This window comes from Klebsiella sp. 141161 (genome assembly GCF_050600815.1).
Classification (GTDB): domain Bacteria; phylum Pseudomonadota; class Gammaproteobacteria; order Enterobacterales; family Enterobacteriaceae; genus Klebsiella; species Klebsiella aerogenes.
Genome location: NZ_JAQIRN010000002.1, coordinates 1 through 20,078, shown reverse-complemented (window position 1 = coordinate 20,078; position 20,078 = coordinate 1). Strand labels below are relative to the sequence as shown.

The 20,078-nt window shown below is 54.0% G+C and carries 21 protein-coding genes and 1 other annotated feature; of the genes, 13 read left to right on the top strand and 8 right to left on the bottom strand.

What is annotated here, in order from left to right; genetic code table 11:
• Nucleotides 1-8 precede the first annotated feature (8 nt).
• Nucleotides 9-800, bottom strand: a complete 792-nt coding sequence (locus PGR79_RS04675; protein ID WP_015703199.1) for a cytochrome C assembly family protein — start codon at nt 798-800, stop codon at nt 9-11.
• 166 nt (nt 801-966) lie between these two features.
• Here PGR79_RS04675 and ffh point away from each other — a divergent pair, with 166 nt between their 5' ends.
• The 7 genes from ffh (at nt 967) to PGR79_RS04640 (ending at nt 6,568) form a co-directional block, all read left to right on the top strand.
• Entirely contained in the window at nt 967-2,331 is a 1,365-nt protein-coding gene (ffh, locus tag PGR79_RS04670; protein WP_020078159.1) for a signal recognition particle protein, read from the top strand.
• Between the two features lie 238 nt (nt 2,332-2,569).
• Complete coding sequence (rpsP, locus tag PGR79_RS04665; RefSeq protein WP_015370257.1) at nt 2,570-2,818, top strand: 30S ribosomal protein S16; 249 nt, start codon at nt 2,570-2,572, stop codon at nt 2,816-2,818.
• A gap of 18 nt (nt 2,819-2,836) precedes the next feature.
• Entirely contained in the window at nt 2,837-3,385 is a 549-nt protein-coding gene (rimM, locus tag PGR79_RS04660; RefSeq protein ID WP_015703198.1) for a ribosome maturation factor RimM, read from the top strand.
• Between the two features lie 31 nt (nt 3,386-3,416).
• Nucleotides 3,417-4,184: a tRNA (guanosine(37)-N1)-methyltransferase TrmD gene (trmD, locus tag PGR79_RS04655; RefSeq protein WP_008806092.1), complete on the top strand. Its 768-nt coding sequence runs from the start codon at nt 3,417-3,419 to the stop codon at nt 4,182-4,184.
• Nucleotides 4,185-4,223: 39 nt separating this feature from the next.
• Entirely contained in the window at nt 4,224-4,571 is a 348-nt protein-coding gene (rplS, locus tag PGR79_RS04650; protein ID WP_002914145.1) for a 50S ribosomal protein L19, read from the top strand.
• A 120-nt stretch (nt 4,572-4,691) separates the two neighbouring features.
• On the top strand, nt 4,692-5,141 hold the full coding sequence (locus PGR79_RS04645; RefSeq protein ID WP_113374586.1) for a DUF2946 domain-containing protein: 450 nt from the start codon (nt 4,692-4,694) through the stop codon (nt 5,139-5,141).
• 56 nt (nt 5,142-5,197) lie between these two features.
• On the top strand, nt 5,198-6,568 hold the full coding sequence (locus PGR79_RS04640; RefSeq protein ID WP_213317239.1) for a PepSY-associated TM helix domain-containing protein: 1,371 nt from the start codon (nt 5,198-5,200) through the stop codon (nt 6,566-6,568).
• A 5-nt stretch (nt 6,569-6,573) separates the two neighbouring features.
• Here PGR79_RS04640 and PGR79_RS04635 read toward each other — a convergent pair whose 3' ends face one another.
• From PGR79_RS04635 to PGR79_RS04625, 3 genes are read right to left on the bottom strand one after another with little or no spacing between them, the layout of a single operon-like run.
• Nucleotides 6,574-7,053, bottom strand: coding sequence for an OmpA family protein (locus tag PGR79_RS04635; protein ID WP_047066771.1), 480 nt, complete (start codon nt 7,051-7,053; stop codon nt 6,574-6,576).
• 12 nt (nt 7,054-7,065) lie between these two features.
• On the bottom strand, nt 7,066-8,289 hold the full coding sequence (gene dgcN / locus PGR79_RS04630; protein WP_087858625.1) for a diguanylate cyclase DgcN: 1,224 nt from the start codon (nt 8,287-8,289) through the stop codon (nt 7,066-7,068).
• Nucleotides 8,282-8,791 (bottom strand): YfiR family protein, encoded by a 510-nt coding sequence (locus tag PGR79_RS04625; RefSeq protein ID WP_026612240.1) that lies wholly within the window; start codon nt 8,789-8,791, stop codon nt 8,282-8,284. The genes dgcN and PGR79_RS04625 overlap by 8 nt, the downstream gene beginning before the upstream one ends.
• A gap of 343 nt (nt 8,792-9,134) precedes the next feature.
• On the opposite strand from PGR79_RS04625, the gene aroF reads away from it, so the two are divergent.
• From aroF to PGR79_RS04610, 3 genes are all read left to right on the top strand, one after another.
• A complete protein-coding gene (gene aroF / locus PGR79_RS04620) occupies nt 9,135-10,205 on the top strand; it encodes a 3-deoxy-7-phosphoheptulonate synthase AroF (protein WP_015370264.1) in 1,071 nt (356 codons plus the stop codon).
• Between the two features lie 9 nt (nt 10,206-10,214).
• Complete coding sequence (tyrA, locus tag PGR79_RS04615; RefSeq protein WP_015703194.1) at nt 10,215-11,336, top strand: bifunctional chorismate mutase/prephenate dehydrogenase; 1,122 nt, start codon at nt 10,215-10,217, stop codon at nt 11,334-11,336.
• Between the two features lie 68 nt (nt 11,337-11,404).
• On the top strand, nt 11,405-12,277 hold the full coding sequence (locus PGR79_RS04610) for an SMP-30/gluconolactonase/LRE family protein (protein ID WP_430921153.1): 873 nt from the start codon (nt 11,405-11,407) through the stop codon (nt 12,275-12,277).
• Here the strand turns inward: PGR79_RS04610 and pheA are convergent.
• The 4 genes from pheA to bamD all read right to left on the bottom strand — a co-directional run bounded on the left by pheA (nt 12,274) and on the right by bamD (nt 15,042).
• Nucleotides 12,274-13,434 (bottom strand): bifunctional chorismate mutase/prephenate dehydratase, encoded by a 1,161-nt coding sequence (gene pheA / locus PGR79_RS04605; RefSeq protein WP_430921151.1) that lies wholly within the window; start codon nt 13,432-13,434, stop codon nt 12,274-12,276. The genes PGR79_RS04610 and pheA overlap by 4 nt on opposite strands.
• Before the next feature lie 25 nt (nt 13,435-13,459).
• Nucleotides 13,460-13,584, bottom strand: a sequence feature (Phe leader region).
• A complete protein-coding gene (gene pheL / locus PGR79_RS04600) occupies nt 13,536-13,583 on the bottom strand; it encodes a pheA operon leader peptide PheL (RefSeq protein WP_100279143.1) in 48 nt (15 codons plus the stop codon). (Overlaps the previous feature by 48 nt.)
• A 112-nt stretch (nt 13,585-13,696) precedes the next feature.
• Complete coding sequence (raiA, locus tag PGR79_RS04595) at nt 13,697-14,032, bottom strand: ribosome-associated translation inhibitor RaiA (protein WP_002914111.1); 336 nt, start codon at nt 14,030-14,032, stop codon at nt 13,697-13,699.
• Between the two features lie 272 nt (nt 14,033-14,304).
• Complete coding sequence (gene bamD / locus PGR79_RS04590) at nt 14,305-15,042, bottom strand: outer membrane protein assembly factor BamD (protein WP_015370268.1); 738 nt, start codon at nt 15,040-15,042, stop codon at nt 14,305-14,307.
• A gap of 131 nt (nt 15,043-15,173) precedes the next feature.
• On the opposite strand from bamD, the gene rluD reads away from it, so the two are divergent.
• The 3 genes from rluD (at nt 15,174) to clpB (ending at nt 19,585) form a co-directional block, all read left to right on the top strand.
• Nucleotides 15,174-16,154, top strand: coding sequence for a 23S rRNA pseudouridine(1911/1915/1917) synthase RluD (gene rluD / locus PGR79_RS04585; protein WP_411325278.1), 981 nt, complete (start codon nt 15,174-15,176; stop codon nt 16,152-16,154).
• On the top strand, nt 16,151-16,882 hold the full coding sequence (yfiH, locus tag PGR79_RS04580; protein WP_213317997.1) for a purine nucleoside phosphorylase YfiH: 732 nt from the start codon (nt 16,151-16,153) through the stop codon (nt 16,880-16,882). Before rluD ends, yfiH begins: the two co-directional genes overlap by 4 nt.
• A 129-nt stretch (nt 16,883-17,011) precedes the next feature.
• Nucleotides 17,012-19,585, top strand: a complete 2,574-nt coding sequence (gene clpB / locus PGR79_RS04575) for an ATP-dependent chaperone ClpB (protein WP_015703191.1) — start codon at nt 17,012-17,014, stop codon at nt 19,583-19,585.
• Nucleotides 19,586-20,078: the final 493 nt, after the last annotated feature.

Here is a 20,078-nt window from a genome sequence, read left to right as displayed (position 1 = left end):
CTTAGTCTTTAACTAACAAACTGCTGCAGGACGCGGCTGCCAAAATAAGCCAGGGTCAGCAACCCGGCTCCGGCGACGTTAAACCAGACCACCCGGCGGCCGCGCCAGCCTTCGTGGTAGTGCCCCCACAGCAGTACGATATAGACAAACCAGGCCACGATAGACAGCACCGCTTTATCAATATTTTCGGTATTGAACAGGTTGTGCATATAGAACAACCCGGTGCACAGCGTCAGGGTCAGCAGCACTACGCCAACCTGGGTGATATGAAACATTTTACGCTCAATACTCATCAGCGGCGGCATTTCGCTGCTGAAAGCCAGCTTTTTATTTTTAAGCTGATAGTCAATCCACGCCAGCTGCAGCGCGTATAGCGCGGCGATGATAAGCGTGGCGTAGGCAAAGAGCGACAGGCCGATATGCACCAACATCCCCGGAGTGGTTTCGAGGTGGGTGATGTACTCGTTAGGCACGAAGGTGGCGAAGGCGAGGTTGATTAGCGCAAACGCGTATACGATCGGTAGCAATAGCCAGCCGCGATTACGCGAGGCGACGATGGTCATCACCGTACAGATCATCAGGCTGACCAGCGAGCCGACGTTAAGTAAGCTGAGATTTTGCCCACCTTCGCCGCCGGGGAAAATACGTGACTCCAGCGCGAAGGCGTGGCAAATCAGCGCTATCGTCGCGGAGAGAATCGCCATCCGCCGCCAGCTGCTGTTTTTTTGCAGCAGGCCAGGGATGATCAGCGCAAGGCTGATGGAGTAGGCGACAAGGGCAAGTAGAGCAAACACAGGCATAGGAGCGTCGACTGTTGACTAAATAAGAAAGAGAAGCAGTATAGCGTCACGCGACGTCTGCTCCAACCGTTGCAGCACATTCAGGTTTATGTCGTGTTATACTGCGCCAAATTCGTATTTTTGTGTCGCTGCGGCGACCGACCGTTTCCACCTCAGGCGAGAGACAATGTTTGATAATTTAACCGATCGTTTGTCGCGTACGCTGCGCAACATTAGCGGCCGCGGACGCCTTACCGAAGACAACATTAAAGACACCCTGCGCGAAGTGCGCATGGCGCTGCTGGAGGCCGACGTCGCGCTTCCGGTGGTGCGTGATTTCATCAGCCGCGTCAAAGAGAGCGCGGTAGGCCACGAAGTCAATAAAAGCCTGACGCCAGGTCAGGAGTTCGTCAAGATTGTCCGCAACGAGCTGGTTGCGGCGATGGGCGAAGAAAACCAGACGCTGGATTTAGCCGCGCAGCCGCCGGCCGTCGTCCTGATGGCGGGCCTGCAGGGTGCGGGTAAAACGACCAGCGTCGGTAAGCTGGGCAAATTCCTGCGCGAGAAGCACAAGAAAAAAGTGCTGGTCGTTTCCGCGGACGTATACCGCCCGGCGGCGATTAAACAGCTGGAAACGCTGGCAGAGCAGGTCGGCGTGGATTTCTTCCCGTCCGACGTTGGCCAGAAGCCGGTTGATATCGTCAACGCGGCGCTGAAAGAGGCGAAGCTGAAGTTCTACGACGTGCTGCTGGTGGATACCGCCGGTCGTCTGCACGTCGATGAAGCGATGATGGACGAAATCAAACAGGTCCACGCCGCGATTAATCCGGTTGAGACGCTGTTCGTCGTCGATGCGATGACCGGTCAGGATGCGGCGAATACCGCGAAGGCCTTTAACGAAGCGCTGCCTTTGACCGGCGTGGTGCTGACCAAAGTAGACGGCGACGCCCGCGGCGGCGCGGCGCTGTCGATTCGTCATATCACCGGCAAGCCGATTAAATTCCTCGGCGTCGGCGAGAAAACCGAAGCGCTGGAGCCGTTCCACCCGGACCGTATCGCTTCCCGTATTCTCGGCATGGGTGACGTGCTGTCGCTTATCGAAGATATCGAGAGCAAAGTTGACCGCGCGCAGGCCGAGAAACTGGCATCCAAGCTGAAGAAAGGCGACGGTTTCGACCTGACCGACTTCCTTGAGCAACTGCGCCAGATGAAAAACATGGGCGGCATGGCCAGCCTGATGGGCAAACTGCCGGGCATGGGGCAAATTCCCGATAACGTGAAAGCGCAGATGGACGACAAAGTGCTGGTGCGTATGGAAGCGATCATCAACTCGATGACGATGAAAGAGCGCGCCAAGCCGGAAATCATCAAAGGTTCGCGTAAACGCCGTATCGCCGCCGGTTGCGGGATGCAGGTGCAGGACGTGAACCGCTTGCTGAAGCAGTTCGACGACATGCAGCGCATGATGAAGAAGATGAAGTCGAAAGGCGGCATGATGAAGATGATGCGCGGGATGAAAGGGATGATGCCGCCAGGTTTCCCTGGCCGCTAATACGCGTCATAATTCAAGCCGCAGATGCGTTGGCTGCGTTCGTTCACCCCGGTCACGTACTTGTGTACGCTCCCGGGGATTTACTCACTTGCCGCCTTCCTGCAACTCGAATTATTTAGCGTATGTAGTTTTGAATTGATTTTTGCACAGAAATCAGTAAAATTTTCGGGCTTTTAATATGACACCGGGCTCCGTTCCTCGATGGGGCCCGGTTGTTTTATTCACACAAGAGGATGTTATGGTAACTATTCGTTTAGCACGTCACGGCGCTAAAAAGCGTCCGTTCTACCAGGTTGTTGTCACCGACAGCCGTAATGCACGCAACGGTCGCTTCATCGAGCGCGTTGGCTTCTTCAACCCGATCGCTACCGAGAAAGAAGAAGGCACCCGCCTGGATCTGGATCGTATCGCTCACTGGGTTGGCCAGGGCGCTACTGTTTCCGATCGCGTTGCCGCGCTGATCAAAGCCGCTAACAAAGCAGCTTAATCTGTCACGGTGGTCATGATGAGCAAGCAACACACCGCACAAGCACCTGTTGATCCGATTGTATTGGGCAAAATGGGTTCTTCCTACGGTATCCGTGGTTGGCTCAGAGTGTTTTCCTCCACCGAAGACGCTGAAAGCATTTTTGACTATCAGCCCTGGTTAATCCAGAAGGCGGGTCAGTGGCAGGTTGTTGAGCTGGAAAGCTGGCGCCACCACAATCAGGACATCATCATCAAGCTGAAAGGCATTGACGATCGTGATGCGGCGAATCTCCTGACTAATTGCGAAATTATCGTGGATTCATCGCAGCTGCCGGCGCTGGAAGAGGGCGACTATTACTGGAAAGACCTGATGGGCTGCCAGGTAGTTACCACCGAAGGCTATAGCCTGGGTAAAGTCATTGATATGATGGAAACCGGGTCGAATGACGTTCTCGTCATCAAGGCAAACCTGAAAGATGCATTTGGCATCAAGGAGCGGTTGGTTCCGTTCCTCGATGGGCAGGTTATCAAGAAAGTCGATCTCGCTACTCGTACTATCGAAGTAGATTGGGATCCTGGTTTTTAAATTCTCCGGATAAACGGTAAAAGACGGCGCTATGTGGATTGGCATAATTAGCCTGTTTCCTGAAATGTTCCGCGCAATTACCGATTACGGGGTAACTGGCCGGGCAGTAAAAAATGGCCTGCTGAGCATCGAAAGCTGGAGTCCTCGCGACTTCGCTCATGACCGGCACCGTACCGTGGACGATCGTCCTTACGGCGGCGGACCGGGGATGCTAATGATGGTTCAACCCTTACGGGATGCCATTCATGCAGCAAAAGCCGCGGCAGGTGAAGGCGCAAAGGTGATTTATCTGTCACCTCAGGGACGCAAGCTTGATCAAGCGGGCGTCAGCGAACTGGCAACGAATCAGAAACTGATTCTGGTGTGCGGTCGCTACGAAGGGATAGACGAGCGCGTAATCCAAACCGAAATTGACGAAGAATGGTCAATCGGCGATTACGTTCTCAGCGGTGGTGAGTTACCGGCAATGACGCTGATTGACTCCGTTTCCCGGTTCATTCCGGGAGTACTGGGACATGAAGCATCAGCAACGGAAGATTCCTTTGCTGATGGGTTGCTGGATTGCCCGCACTATACCCGTCCTGAAGTGTTAGAAGAGATGGAAGTACCGCCAGTATTGCTGTCGGGAAACCATGCTGAGATACGTCGCTGGCGTCTGAAGCAGTCGCTGGGCCGCACCTGGCTTAGAAGACCTGAACTTCTGGAAAACCTGGCTCTGACTGAAGAGCAAGCAAAGTTGCTGGCGCAGTTCAAAAGCGAACACGCGCAACAGCAGCATAAACATGATGGGCAGGCGTGAGCCCCCAATATCAGTTTACCCAGGATAAGAGATTAAATTATGAGCAACATTATTAAGCAACTTGAACAAGAACAGATGAAGCAGGACGTACCTTCCTTCCGTCCGGGTGATACCGTGGAAGTGAAAGTATGGGTTGTTGAAGGTTCCAAAAAACGTCTGCAGGCATTCGAGGGCGTGGTTATCGCTATTCGTAACCGCGGTCTGCACTCTGCATTCACTGTTCGTAAAATTTCCAACGGCGAAGGCGTTGAGCGTGTCTTCCAGACTCACTCTCCGGTAGTTGACAGCATTGCTGTTAAACGTCGTGGTGCTGTACGTAAAGCTAAACTGTACTACCTGCGTGAGCGTACCGGTAAGTCTGCTCGTATCAAAGAGCGTCTTAACTAAGATTCGCTTTCGCGACATCCTGATAGAAAGGGCTGGCCAGATGGCTGGCCCTTTTTTTATCTAAATTTTAACTATTTTGATGTAAATCAATTACAATATCGCCCGGATTTCGGAGGGGCGGTGAACGGCACTATTTTCTCACAATCAGCATTTCAACGGCGGGCCGGCTGGCTGGCGCTGTTTGCGATCCTGCTGATCGTGGTGGCGCCGCTGATCTCCATTTCGCTACAGAAAGATCCAATGAGCGCAATGCCGGGCATGCATCATGCTATGCCGATGGGCGAGTCTCATGATGGGATGTCCGGGCATGAGATGGCCATGATGCACGGCGCTGACAGCGCGTCGCAGCCGGCGCATAGCATGCCGGTCGATCACGCCGAAGCCTGCGGCTATTGCGTGCTATTAGCGCACGTACCGGGGCTGCTGTTCGCGCTGGCGCTGTTCTTCGCCATGATCCTGCGGCGCATTCGCCTGCCGGCTTCTCGCCCGGTATTAAAACACTGGCGCTACTTCCCCTGGCTCTACCCTGAAACCCGCGCGCCGCCGCGGCTGTCTGCTTTTTCCCTTTAATAAAAATGAATCTGCGTACTGCGCAACGACCTCTTTTGCTTTAAAAAAGGAAGAGTATGACAACCTGCACCTCGCGCGCGGCATGGTTAAACCTGCTGCGGCGCCTCCATTTCTATATTGGTCTGTTTATTGGACCATTTATCTTTGTCGCGGCCTTGACCGGCACGCTGTATGTCGCCACGCCGCAGCTGGAAAACTGGCTGTACCATGAGGCCTTACAGGGCTCGCTCAACGGCGAAAAACAGCCTCTTAGCGCGCAAATTGCCGTCGCCAAAGAGGCTACGCAAAACAACCTCCGCCTGCAGGCCGTGCGCCCGGGTATTACCGCCGGCGAAACGACGCGGGTGATGTTTGCCGACCCGCGGCTGGGGGAATCAGAAAACCGGGCTATTTTTGTTGACCCGGTGACGCTACGGGTCAAAGGCGATCTGACGGTTTACGGTACCAGCGGTATTTTACCGCTGCGCCAGTGGATTGATTACGCGCATAAATCATTGCTGCTGGGCGACGGCGGCAGACTGTACAGCGAACTGGCGGCCTCCTGGATGTGGGTCGCGGCGTTGGGCGGTATTGCGCTATGGGCGATGACCCGTCCGAAACGGCGGATAAATAATCGGCTGCAAAATACCCGCCGTCTGCACGTGATGCTGGGCTGGATGTTACTGGTTGGGATGTTACTGTTTTCCGCCACCGGCTTAACCTGGTCGCAGTGGGCGGGCGGTAACGTCGATAAGATGCGCGCCGCGTTTGGCTGGCTAACGCCGCAGGTCAATACGCAACTTCATGGCGGGGAGGCGATGCCGCCCGATCCGCACGCCGGGCACCACATGGCGCATATGGCAATGGATGAGCCACAGGTGAAAGTGACTGCGGATCGGTTCGATAGCGTATTACAGGTGGCGCAGGCCGCAGGGCTGACGGCCAGCAAGCTGGAGATCCGGCCGCCAAAAGGCGCGGGAATGGCGTGGACGGTGAATGAAATTGACCGTAGCTGGCCGACGCGGGTCGATGCGGTGGCCATCGATGGCGAGACGTTACAAGTCGTGGATCGTACCCGCTTTAGCGATTTCCCGTTAATGGCTAAGCTGACCCGTTGGGGCGTCGATTTTCATATGGGTTTACTGTTCGGGGTGGCGAACCAGTTGCTGTTGGTGGCATTCGGATTGGCCCTGTGCGTCATGATCGTCGTCGGCTATCGCCTGTGGTGGATCCGCCGTCCGGCGCAGAGTGCGTTTAATCCTGCACAAACGTTGGTGCAAGCGTGGCTGGGGTTAAGTGTCGCCGCCCGGGCGCTTGCGCTGTTAATAGCGCTCCTGCTCGGGCTGGCGGTGCCGCTGATGGGCGTCAGCCTCGCGGCGTGCCTCGTGGTTGATTACCTGCGCTGGCGCGCGGCTTCAGCGATGAGGCTGGCAAAGTCGGTAGACTAACGTACTTAAGGCGTGCTGATCACCACGGTAACGCGGCGGTTTTCAGCACGGCCTGCCGCGGTATCGTTGCTGGCGATGGGGTACTTTTTACCTAACCCGCGGGTGGTTAAATTACTGCGCGGAATCTTCGCGCCTTCAGCCCAGGCATCCGCCACGCTGTTGGCGCGCTTTAATGACAGCGCTTCGTTGTAGCTGTCTTCGCCGTAGTTATCGGTATGACCTTCAAGACGGCTATGGGTAATACCGGTTTCAGCTAACCGTGCGGCCATACTGTGGATTTGCTGCTGGCTGTCGGGACGCAGGCGATAGTCGTTTTTGTCAAACAGAATGCTGTCAGACAAACCTAAAGACCAATCACCGGCGGCTTCGGTAAAGCCGTAAGACTTCATTGCCGCGACCTGTTCTTTCGAGAACTTACCTGGCGCCTGGCACCCAGTGAGGAGAAATGCAGCCAGAAGAGTGGGCGCAATAAATTGCCTGAGCATAGTAATTCCTTCTTATTTTTGTGTGTGATGAAAACGCTGGTTTTTCATCCGATACATATTCTGATCGGCCAGTTCCTGCAGCTCCTCCACCGAGGTGTGTTCCCAGGTCAAAGCATAGCCAATACTTAGAGAGAGCGTTGCCGTGTGGCCATTGTGGAGGTTGAATGGCTGAAGAAACTGCTCGGACAGCGTTGCGCAAAGCGCCTGGACTTCGGTTTCTGTATGCACATCGTGCAATAAAATGGCGAATTCATCGCCGCCCAGGCGCCATGCCTGGTGTTGGTCGCCAACGAATGCCATCAGGCGGCTGGCGACCTCAATAAGGACTTTATCGCCGGCGGCGTGTCCCCAGTTATCGTTAATGAGTTTGAAATTATCGCCGTCAAGAAACAGCAGCGCCGAACTATGACGTGCCGCGTCATCGTCCATCAGCTTCCCGATGACGTTGCGAAACGCCGCGCGATTCGCTAATCCCGTTAGTGGATCATGCAACGAGCTGCGCAGCAGTTGCGCATTTTTCGCCTGTAGTTGACGCTGCCAATCCTCCATTTCTCCGAGCAGGCTATTGAAGTCCTGGGCGAAGAGATGGAATTCCTCAATACGCTCTTCCGGTACACGGCGCGAGAAATGACGGTTTTCGCGGATATCATGTACCACTTCGGTAATACTTTGCAGCGCGGCGACAATACCGCGGTGCAGAGAATGGGTGAGCATCAGGGCGATAACGGACGCCAGCAGAATACTACCGGTCAACACGATCAGCGAAGTACCAAGAAAATGACTGATTAACCGATCGAGCGCTTTCAGACGAAGCTCACCGATTATTTTCCCCTGATGCCAGATTGGCTGGACGGTCGGTTCAGGAAACAGCCATTTACTAATATAACCACTGAATTTTTCGTTTTTAACTAAGGCGTCATTACGCCAATCGGCGAAATGACGCTGACGGCTATCCAGCAGCATTGCTTCGGAAAATTGTCCCTGTCTTCCAAGCGTCGCCAGCGTATCTTCTGCGGCGGTAGCATCGCCAAAAACCAGCGCCGCTTCGAGACTGCGGCCCATGGTTGCCGCGGTGAGCTCAAGATTTTTTTGCGCGTACTGTTTTAAAGTGATGACAGAGGCGGCACTGAGCAAAAGCCAGACCAGCGTCATCGAAATCACTACGCTTATCATACTGATTCGGCGTAACGCGTTTTTGAAAGTGGGGCGCGGGGCCTGAGAAAAATCCTTATTCATGTGATTTCTTCCGGGCAAGCATCAGTACGTCCGGATTGACCCGTACACCGCTATGCGTCAGGACATCCAGATTAACGGAAAACCTCACCCTATCGTCATTTATGAGCAAGCAAAAAGCGCTGCCAAAAGAGCAATCGGTATTTTGTTCCGCTATGAGTAATAGAGGACGGGAGCCATATTTTTTTGTTAATGCAGACTGCTGATCCGGGGTTTCGCTGCCGAAATACAAACCGTCGCAGCTGGCCTTTAGGGCTTCCTGTGAATTTCGAACTATCACCGGTTGATAAGGTAAATTTTCCGGCGCTTCCTGAGCCAAACTGCGGATATATCGGGAGGTGGAAAAAACGCATAACTTCGGCGGGCCGGATAAATTTGGCCAGCGCGTATAAGTCACAATCCCCGAAACTATGGCGCGAACGTTCTCAGATGTCTCAGCGGCAAAAGCGGGAACTCCCGCGATGAGCAAAAAGAAAAGCAAAAATAGACGGTAAAACTCTTTCATTAACGGGTCCGTCAAATCGTTATTGCACGGGAAACGCAGTTCGCAGTTGCCTGAGCGGAGAATAGCATTATTGGCAAAAAGCGTCATTAGCTGCCCCGGCCGCTTTGAGATAATCCTTACCAGGAATTTTAGTAAAGGAATGCGTAAAGCGCGGCGGAAAAAAGAGTCTTTCGTTGTGTGTACATTTATGTGAACACTTTTCTGCTAATCCAATGTCAATTATTTTGCTGGTGTAAATTAATGTTTACGTAATATGGATTGATATCTTTACTTTATATGGTATGGTTACGTCATGCCCGCTGAGGCAACAACTATCGCAAACGAGCTATACAGGATCGCCATCATGCAAAAAGACGCGCTGAATAACGTACATATTACCGATGAACAAGTTCTGATTACCCCGGATCAGCTGAAAGCCGAATTCCCGTTAACCGTGGAGCAGGAAGCGCAGATCGCGCATTCCCGCCAGACTATTTCCAACATTATTGCCGGCCGCGATCCGCGTCTGTTGGTGGTCTGCGGTCCTTGCTCAATCCACGATCCGGAAGCTGCTATCGAATATGCTCGTCGATTTAAAGCCCTTGCCGCAGAGGTCAGCGATAGCCTCTACCTGGTGATGCGCGTCTATTTTGAAAAGCCACGTACCACCGTTGGCTGGAAAGGGCTGATTAACGATCCGCACATGGATGGCTCGTTTGATGTTGAAGGCGGTCTCAAGATCGCGCGTCGCCTGCTGGTTGATTTGGTCAATATGGGCCTGCCGCTGGCGACAGAAGCGCTCGATCCTAATAGCCCGCAGTACCTTGGCGATCTGTTCAGCTGGTCCGCCATCGGCGCGCGTACCACCGAATCGCAGACTCACCGTGAAATGGCATCCGGTCTGTCGATGCCGGTTGGTTTTAAAAACGGTACCGATGGCAGCCTGGCGACGGCGATCAACGCCATGCGCGCCGCCGCGATGCCGCACCGCTTCGTCGGTATCAACCAGGCCGGCCAGGTTTGTCTGCTGCAGACCCAGGGGAATCCGGATGGTCACGTCATTCTGCGCGGCGGCAAAGCGCCTAACTACGGCCCGGAAGACGTTGAGAAGTGCGAAAAAGAGATGGCGCAGGCGGGACTGAAACCGTCGCTGATGATAGATTGCAGTCATGGTAATTCCAATAAAGACTACCGTCGTCAGCCGGCGGTTGCGGAATCCGTCGTCGCGCAGATCAAAGATGGCAACCGTTCCATCATTGGCCTGATGATTGAGAGCAATATCCACGAAGGCAATCAGTCTTCTGAGCAGCCCCGTTGCGATATGAAGTACGGCGTATCCGTCACCGATGCCTGCATCAGCTGGGAAACTACCGATGCACTGCTGCGCGAGCTCGATAGCGATCTGCGCGGACATCTGGCGGCACGTCTGGGTTAAGAGGATTGTATGGTTGCTGAACTGACCGCATTGCGCGATCAAATTGATGAAGTTGATAAGGCGCTGCTTGATTTGCTGGCAAAGCGCCTGGAGCTGGTGGCGGAAGTTGGCGAGGTTAAGAGTAAATATGGCCTGCCGATTTACGTACCGGAACGCGAAGCCGCGATGCTGGCTTCCCGCCGGGAAGAGGCGGCGGCGCTCGGCGTGCCGCCGGATCTTATCGAGGATGTCCTGCGCCGGGTGATGCGCGAATCGTATTCAAGTGAAAACGACAAAGGCTTCAAAACGCTGCATCCGAATCTGCGCCCGGTGGTTATTGTTGGCGGCGGCGGGCAGATGGGGCGTCTGTTTGAGAAGATGCTGACGCTGTCAGGTTATCAGGTGCGGGTGCTGGAAAAAGAAGACTGGCCGCGGGCGACAGAGATTGTCGCCGATGCCGGGATGGTTATCGTCAGCGTTCCGATCCATACCACAGCAGAGACGATTTCGCGTCTGCCGCCGCTGCCGGCGGATTGCATTCTGGTCGATCTGGCTTCCATCAAAGCCGAGCCGCTGCAGGCGATGCTGGCGGCGCATAACGGCCCGGTATTGGGATTACACCCGATGTTCGGTCCGGATAGCGGCAGCCTGGCGAAACAGGTGGTGGTGTACTGCGACGGGCGTCAGCCGGAAGCGTATCAGTGGTTCCTTGAACAGATTCAGGTCTGGGGCGCGCGACTGCACCGCATCAGCGCCGTTGAGCACGATCAGAACATGGCGTTTATTCAGGCGTTGCGTCACTTTGCCACTTTCGCCTATGGCCTGCATCTGGCCGAAGAGAACGTTCGTCTTGAGCAACTATTGGCGCTCTCTTCGCCGATTTATCGGCTGGAGCTGGCGATGGTGGGGCGTCTGTTTGCCCAGGATCCGCAGCTGTATGCCGATATCATTATGTCGTCAGAAAATAATCTGGCGTTGATTAAGCGCTACTACCAGCGTTTCGGCGAAGCGATTGGCCTGCTGGAGCAGGGCGATAAACAGGCGTTTATCGACAGCTTCCGTAAAGTCGAACACTGGTTTGGCGATTACGCCCAGCGCTTCCAGAGCGAAAGCCGCACGCTGCTGCGTCAGGCGAATGATAATCGACAGTAAGTCCGCTAAACGCGTATACAATAAAGCCAGAGGGGTAACCCGCTGGCTTTTTTTATAGGGATGAAAAGATGGTTCAACCGCAACCGCTGTTTGATTACGTCGGGCACCTGCCGGAATGCCCAACCTGGAGCGATGCCGAACAGGCACTGTACTGGGCGGATATTCTGGAGTGCGAAATTCACCGCTACGATACACGCAGTAAAGAACATCAGGTTCTGCAATTTCCCGAAGAAGTGGGCTGCTTTGCTCTACGCGAGAAGGGCGGTTTTATCGTCGCCTTACGTAGCGGTATCTGGCTTTGTGATGCCCGCGGTCTGCTGCAACGCAAAATCTGTGATAACCCAAGTAACCCGGATCTGGCGCGTTTTAACGACGGCGGTACCGACCGGGATGGCCGTTTTTACGCAGGTACCTTCTGGGGGCCGGGGGATTACAATGGCGCGCTGTTGGTACGGATTGATAATGACCTGACGCCAAAGGTGGTGCAGTGCGATATTCATGGTGCTAATGGTCTGGCGTTTAGCGACGATAAGCGCTGGATGTATACCTCCGATACGCCGAACGCGGTGATTTACCGCACGCCGCTGGATGAGCAGGGCGAGCCGGGCATACGGGAAGTATTTCGTCGTTTCCATCCGGGAGAGGGGATCCCTGACGGTGCGGCGGTTGATGAAGAAGGCTGTTACTGGAGCGCGATGTTTGACGGCTGGCGGATTGCCCGCTTTTCGCCGAACGGAGAACAACTGGAAGAGTATCGCGTGCCGGTGCGTTGCCCCACGATGGTGTGTTTCGGCGGCGCGGACATGAAAACGCTCTATATCACTACCACTCGGGAAAATATGGACGCCGACGAAGTGGCGCAATATCCGCTTTCCGGCGCCATCTTCACCCTGCCGGTTGCGGTGGCAGGGATGAAGAAACGGCAATTTATTGAACGTTAAGCCGGGTCGACCGGCACGACGTTTTCGCTTGGGTAACAGCCCAGTACTTTCATCGAACGGGTAATTTCGGCCAGCTCTTTTAAAGCCTTACGTAGCGGAAGGGATTCCAGGTTGGCCTGAATATCCAGATAAAACATCTCTTCCCACGGGTTACCGTGGATTGGCCGCGATTCCAGCTTGCTCATGATCAGGTTGTGGTTACGCAGCACCAGTAGCGCTTCAACCAGCGCGCCTGCCTGTTGGCCGGTGGCGATTAACAGCGTCGTTTTCGCCGGCACCTGATCGGATACGTTCACCGCTTTACGCGCCAGTACCAGGAAACGAGTGATGTTTTGCGTCTGGTTAGCCTGGCAGTGCTCCAGCACCTGCAGCCCGTACAGCGCGCCGCCGGCCTCGCTACCCAGCGCGGCAACGGTGGGAGATTTTGCCTGCGCGACCTTTTCCATCGCCGCCGAGGTGCTCTCGGTGTACTCGATTTTCCAGTGCGGATAGCGGCTTAAATACTGGCTGCACTGCTGGAACGGCTGCGGATGGCTATAGACGGTCTTGATCTTATCGGCGTCCGTTGAGGAGGAAACGAGCACACAGTGATCGATTGGCAGCGTCAGTTCGCCGACGATCGACAGACTGGTATGCTGCAGCAGATCGTACACATCGTTGATCCCGCCGGAGCTGGTGTTTTCAATCGGCACGACGGCGTAATCGGCCTGACCGGTTTCGACCTGCTCAAAGATATCGGCGAATTTCGCACAGCCGCTTTCGATAAATTGCTCAAAATGACGCGCGGCGTACTGGCGCGCGGCAAGATGTGAGTACGAGCCTTTAGGCCCCAGGAAGGCGATACGCGCGGAGTGGGGGTTAATCTTATTAAGATGCTGCTGCAGAAGCGCCTGCTGGGTAAGAACGGAGTCTTCAATAATCAGCTGGAACAGGCGGGTAATGTAGTGGGCGTCCAGATGGTGCTTTTTGCCAAGCGTCATTAAACGCTCCAGCAGGTCGCGTTCGCGGTCGATATCGCGTACCGGACGGTGCGATTCCAGTTTCGCTTTCCCGACCTCCACCGCCAGGCCGCGGCGTTCAGCCAGCAGCGCGAGCAGTTTTTCATCCAGGGCGCTTATTTTGTCGCGCAGGGCCAGTAATGGGTTTTCGTCGGTCATGATTGTGTTGCCTTTCTTGTTATCAATAAAAAAGGCCTCCCGCGTGGGAGGCCTTGTTATTCGTCTTCGCATTCTTTCTTATACGACGAACCGCCTCCCAGTCAGGGGAAGGTAAAAAAGAATGCGAAGAAGAACGGGAGTCGTTTCACGATGAATTCCTTAGGTTAGTGTGGATTACAGTACCTGTACTGTTTTCATCCTGTCAATAAAAAACGAAAAACGCGCCCGAAGGCGCGTGGCATGACACAACTTAAGTTAAGGATTACTCTTCTTCTTCCACAAAGCCTGCCTCTTTCACCGATGTGGCGGCGCGGCGGGCTTCCCCTTTGTGTTGCACTTTATTCAGCTGCCGTTCCAGCTTGTTGATCAATTCGTTAATGGCGGCGTACATGTCTTCATGACGCGCGCTGGCAACCAGATGACCGTTCGGCGTATTGATGGTTGCGTCAGCAATAAAACCCTGCGGCTCCTTAGAGAGAATGATGTGCGGGTTGATTAAATGAGTTTGCCACTTATCCAGTTTGGCGAGACGGTCTGCGACATGCTGGCGGATTGCCGGAGTAATTTCCATTTGTTTACTGGTAATGTTCATTGTCATAAATTTTACCTCTTGTCTTTCCCGTCTTGGTGAAACCAGCATACCTCGCCCAATGTCAAAATGTGTGATTTAAATCACATTTAAATGTCACTTTTTGTCAACGAATTCATTTTGTGAGACAGGACAGGAACGGGTGAGATTTTACTTGTCGAAATGAAGAAAGGGGGCCATATTTGATGAGTTAACTCGGCGCTAAACCGCTTCAGCGCTGGTGTTCATTGAATAAAAAAACGGCAGCCGCGTGGCTGCCGTTTTGCTTTCTGCTATCACCCTCAGGTGTTTTTGCCGTTGGCGGCGATGATTTTGGCGACTTTGTCAGCCTGCGCGTTCATTTGCATCTGACGATAGGCGTTTTCCATCTTCGGCAGCGCATCGCGAGTGGCCTGCGTATCCGGGTAGTTACGCAGCATACCGTCAACGCGGTTCACAACGGCAACCCAGGCGCCGCGGTCGGTGTAATAATCCACCACCGATAGCTCATACTTCGCCAGACGGTCTTTCAGGAACACCAGACGCTTGTAGGCGTCAGTGGCGTACTGGCTGTTCGGATAACCGCGAACCAGCTTCGAGAAATCATTGAATGCGTCGCGAGCGTGCTGCGGGTCGCGGTCGGAACGATCGACGCCGAAGAAGCCCTGCAGAGCGCTGTCATCGAGGGCCATGTTAGTCAGGCCGCGCATATAGATGACGTAGTCAATGTTTGGATGCGTAGGATTCAGACGAGCGAAACGATCGATTGCGGCCTGAGCCAGCGGCAAATCGGCATTTTTGTAATACGCATAAATCAGGTCCAGCTGTACCTGTTGGGAGTAAGGACCAAATGGATAGCGATTATCCAACGCTTCCAGTTGCGTTATTGCCTGTTTCCAGTTACCGTCCTGCAACTTTTGCTGGGCGGTCGCGTAAATTTCATTCGGCGGATTATCAGGCACCTCCTCCTTTGAGCCAGAGCAACCCACCAAAGCCAGGCTCAGTGTGGCTGCTGCCACCAGGTATTTCATGCGCGTCATGACGTTTTGACTTCCTCAAAATGTTTATGCGGGAGAATCTCTGTTCCTGCTCCCGATTAAGACCAGCTACAATAGCACACTATATTAAACGGCAAAGCCGTAAAACCCAACGTTAAACGAAGAAGCTGTATATGGCACAACGAGTACAACTCACCGCAACGGTGTCCGAAAATCAACTCGGTCAACGCTTAGATCAGGCTTTGGCCGAATTGTTCCCGGATTATTCACGTTCGCGGATAAAAGAATGGATCCTTGACCAGCGCGTGCTGGTAAACGGCAACGTCATCGACAAGCCGAAAGAAAAAGTTTTTGGCGGCGAGACCGTCTCTATCGATGTTGAGATCGAGGAAGACGTGCGTTTTGAACCGCAGGATATTCCGCTCAATATCGTCTATGAAGATGACGACATCCTGGTCATCAACAAACCACGTGATTTGGTTGTGCACCCCGGTGCGGGCAACCCTGACGGTACTGTGCTGAATGCGCTGCTGCATTACTATCCGCCCATTGCCGATGTCCCTCGCGCGGGTATTGTTCACCGTCTGGATAAAGACACCACCGGCCTGATGGTCGTGGCGAAGACTATTCCGGCGCAAACGCGTCTGGTCGAGTCGCTGCAGCTGCGCGAAATTACCCGCGAGTATGAAGCGGTGGCCATCGGCCATATGACCGCTGGCGGTACGGTTGAAGAACCAATCAGCCGTCACCCAACCAAGCGTACGCATATGGCGGTTCACCCGATGGGTAAACCGGCGGTGACCCATTACCGCATTATGGAGCATTTCCGTATCCACACCCGTTTGCGCCTGCGTCTGGAAACCGGCCGTACCCACCAGATTCGCGTCCATATGGCGCATATCACCCATCCTCTGGTGGGCGATCAGGTTTACGGCGGCCGTCCGCGTCCGCCGAAAGGGGCCTCGGACGAGTTCATCAACGCGCTGCGCAAATTCGATCGCCAGGCATTGCACGCGACCATGCTGCGTTTGTATCACCCAATAACCGGCATTGAGATGGAATGGCACGCGCCGATCCCGCAGGATATGGTGGAACTGATCGACGCCATGCGCGCCGATTTTGAAACCCATAAGGACGATATTGACTGGCTATGACAAAGCTGATTGTTCCGCAGTGGCCTATGCCGAAAGGCGTAGCGGCCTGTAGTTCTACTCGTTTGGGCGGCGTGAGCCTGCCTCCGTATGACTCGTTGAACCTTGGCGCCCATTGCGGCGACGATCTCCTGCATGTCGAAGAAAACCGCCGGCGGATGTTTGCCGCTGGGGGTTTACCCTCTTATCCGGTGTGGCTGGAGCAGGTGCACGGCACCACGGTACTAAAATTGGATGGCGGGCCGTACGTGTCAAAACGCGCCGATGCGTCATACTGTAATAGGCCGGGTACCGTTTGTGCGGTGATGACCGCGGACTGCCTTCCGGTGCTGTTCTGTAACCGCGCCGGAACCGAGGTGGCGGCGGCGCACGCCGGATGGCGCGGCTTATGTGAAGGCGTACTGGAAGAAACGGTCGCCTGCTTTAATGATAAACCGGAAAATATTCTGGCCTGGCTTGGTCCGGCAATTGGCCCTGAGGCCTTTGAAGTCGGTGCGGAAGTACGCGAGGCTTTCATCGCCAAAGATGCCCAGGCGGAGAGCGCCTTCCGTCCTGCCGGTGAAAAATATTTTGCTAATATCTATCAATTGGCTCGTCAGCGTCTGGCTAACGTCGGCGTGGAGCAGATTTTCGGCGGCGATCGTTGCACTCTAAGTGAAAAGGATGATTTTTTCTCTTATCGTCGCGACAAGACCACAGGTCGTATGGCAAGTTTCATTTGGCTGATATAACCTAGAGAATCAAGACGATCCAGAAGGCAAACTTATTTTTCACATAGTTCAGGTCTTTAACCTTGAATAATTGAGGGATGACCTCATTTAATCTCCAGTAGCAAATTTGACCTGTTTATGGGAGGAGTTATGCGTCTGGATCGTCTTACTAATAAATTCCAGCTTGCTCTTGCCGATGCCCAGTCGCTAGCACTCGGGCACGACAACCAATTCATCGAACCACTTCATCTAATGAGCGCCTTGCTGAATCAGGAAGGGGGATCGGTGCATCCTTTATTAACCTCGGCGGGTGTTAACGCCGTGGCGTTACGTAGCCAAATCGAACAGGCGCTGAGCCGTTTACCGCAGGTAGAAGGTACCGGCGGCGACGTCCAGCCGTCTCAGGATCTGGTGCGTATTCTCAATCTTTGCGACAAGCTGGCGCAAAAGAGAAAGGATAACTTTATTTCGTCAGAACTGTTCGTTCTGGCGGCGCTTGAGTCACGCGGTACGCTGACCGACCTGCTGAAATCTGCCGGAGCAACAACCGCCAATGTGACTCAGGCGATTGAACAAATGCGCGGAGGTGAAAGCGTGAACGATCAGGGTGCCGAAGACCAACGTCAGGCATTGAAAAAATTTACCGTCGATCTGACCGAGCGTGCCGAACAAGGCAAACTGGACCCGGTGATCGGCCGTGATGAAGAGATCCGTCGTACCATCCAGGTGCTTCAGCGCCGTACTAAAAACAACCCGGTGCTGATTGGTGAACCCGGGGTGGGTAAAACGGCAATCGTCGAAGGACTGGCGCAGCGTATCGTCAACGGCGAAGTACCAGAAGGGCTGAAAGGCCGTCGGGTATTGGCGCTGGATATGGGCGCGCTGGTGGCTGGGGCGAAATATCGCGGTGAATTCGAAGAGCGTCTGAAAGGTGTGCTGAACGATCTGGCGAAACAGGAAGGCAACGTTATCCTGTTTATCGATGAGCTGCACACCATGGTCGGCGCGGGTAAAGCCGACGGCGCGATGGATGCCGGCAACATGCTGAAACCGGCCCTGGCGCGCGGTGAACTGCACTGCGTCGGCGCCACCACCCTTGACGAATACCGCCAGTACATTGAAAAAGACGCCGCGCTGGAACGTCGTTTCCAGAAAGTGTTCGTTGCCGAGCCGACGGTAGAAGATACCATCGCCATACTGCGCGGTCTGAAAGAACGTTATGAACTGCACCACCACGTGCAGATCACTGACCCGGCCATCGTGGCGGCGGCGACCCTGTCGCATCGCTATATTGCTGACCGTCAGTTGCCGGATAAAGCCATCGACCTTATCGATGAAGCGGCCTCCAGCATCCGTATGCAGATAGACTCGAAGCCGGAAGAGCTGGACCGTCTCGATCGCCGTATCATCCAGTTGAAGCTGGAACAGCAGGCGCTGAAGAAAGAGGCGGATGAAGCGAGCCTGAAGCGTCTCGATATGCTTAATGAAGAGCTGGCGGACAAAGAAAGTCAGTATTCGGTGCTGGAAGAAGAGTGGAAAGCGGAAAAAGCATCGCTCTCCGGTACGCAGACTATTAAAGCTGAGCTGGAACAAGCCAAAATTGCCATCGAACAAGCACGACGTCTTGGCGACCTCGCGCGGATGTCCGAACTGCAATACGGTAAAATTCCGGAGCTGGAAAAACAGCTGGCGGCAGCCACCCAGTCTGAAGGCAAAACGATGCGCCTGTTACGTAACAAAGTAACCGATGCCGAGATTGCCGAAGTGCTGGCGCGCTGGACCGGCATTCCGGTGGCGCGCATGATGGAAAGCGAGCGTGAGAAACTGCTGCGTATGGAGCAGGATCTACATCATCGCGTCATTGGCCAGGATGAGGCGGTTGAAGCGGTATCCAACGCCATTCGCCGTAGCCGCGCCGGGTTGTCTGACCCGAACCGGCCAATTGGTTCGTTCCTGTTCCTCGGCCCGACCGGGGTGGGTAAAACCGAGCTTTGCAAAACGCTGGCTAACTTCATGTTCGACAGCGACGACGCGATGGTGCGTATCGATATGTCCGAATTTATGGAGAAACACTCCGTCTCGCGTCTGGTCGGTGCGCCTCCGGGATATGTGGGTTACGAAGAGGGCGGGTATCTGACCGAAGCGGTTCGTCGTCGTCCTTATTCCGTCATCCTGCTGGATGAAGTGGAAAAAGCGCATCCGGATGTATTTAACATTCTGCTACAGGTGCTTGACGATGGTCGCCTGACCGACGGGCAGGGGAGAACGGTCGACTTCCGTAATACGGTTGTCATCATGACCTCTAACCTCGGTTCCGATCTGATTCAGGAACGTTTCGGCGAGCTGGACTACGGTCATATGAAGGATCTGGTGCTTGGCGTGGTTAGCCAGCGCTTCCGTCCGGAGTTTATCAACCGTATTGATGAAGTGGTGGTCTTCCATCCGTTGGGTGAAAAACATATTGCTTCTATTGCGCAGATCCAACTGCAGCGTTTGTATAAACGTCTGGAAGAACGCGGCTATGAAGTGCATATGTCCGATGAGGCGCTGAAGCTGCTCAGCGAAAATGGCTATGACCCGGTATACGGCGCGCGTCCATTGAAACGTGCTATCCAGCAACAGATAGAGAACCCGTTAGCTCAGCAAATCCTCTCTGGCGAGCTGGTTCCGGGGAAAACCGTCGAGCTGGTGGTGAAAGACGATCGTATCGTGGCAGTGCAGTAAGTCACAAAACGACAAAAACGGGCCCTCAGGGCTCGTTTTTGTTTAAAAACCAGGCAAGAATTAAAGTTCAAGCGATGGTTTGGTTGAAAAGTGAGCGCTTGAATTGTTTTTTTGAATTTATGCTTGTCACTTCAGAATTACTCCCTATAATGCGCCTCCACTGACACGGAACAACGGCAAACAAGCCGCCGGGTCAGCAGGGTTTCAGCAATGAAATACGACGCTGAAAACCGACAGGGAAAAGCGAAATAAGCGCTTGACTCTGAATGAGGAAAACGTATTGTACGGGACCTCGCAACGGTGAGCTGAAAGCCGCGTTGCAACTGCTCTTTAACAATTTATCAGACAATCTGTGTGGGCACTCAAAGTGACATGGATTCTTAATGTCTTCGGACAATAAATGAATACCAAGTCTCTGAGTGAACATACGTAATTCATTACGAAGTTTAATTCACGAGCATCAAACTTAAATTGAAGAGTTTGATCATGGCTC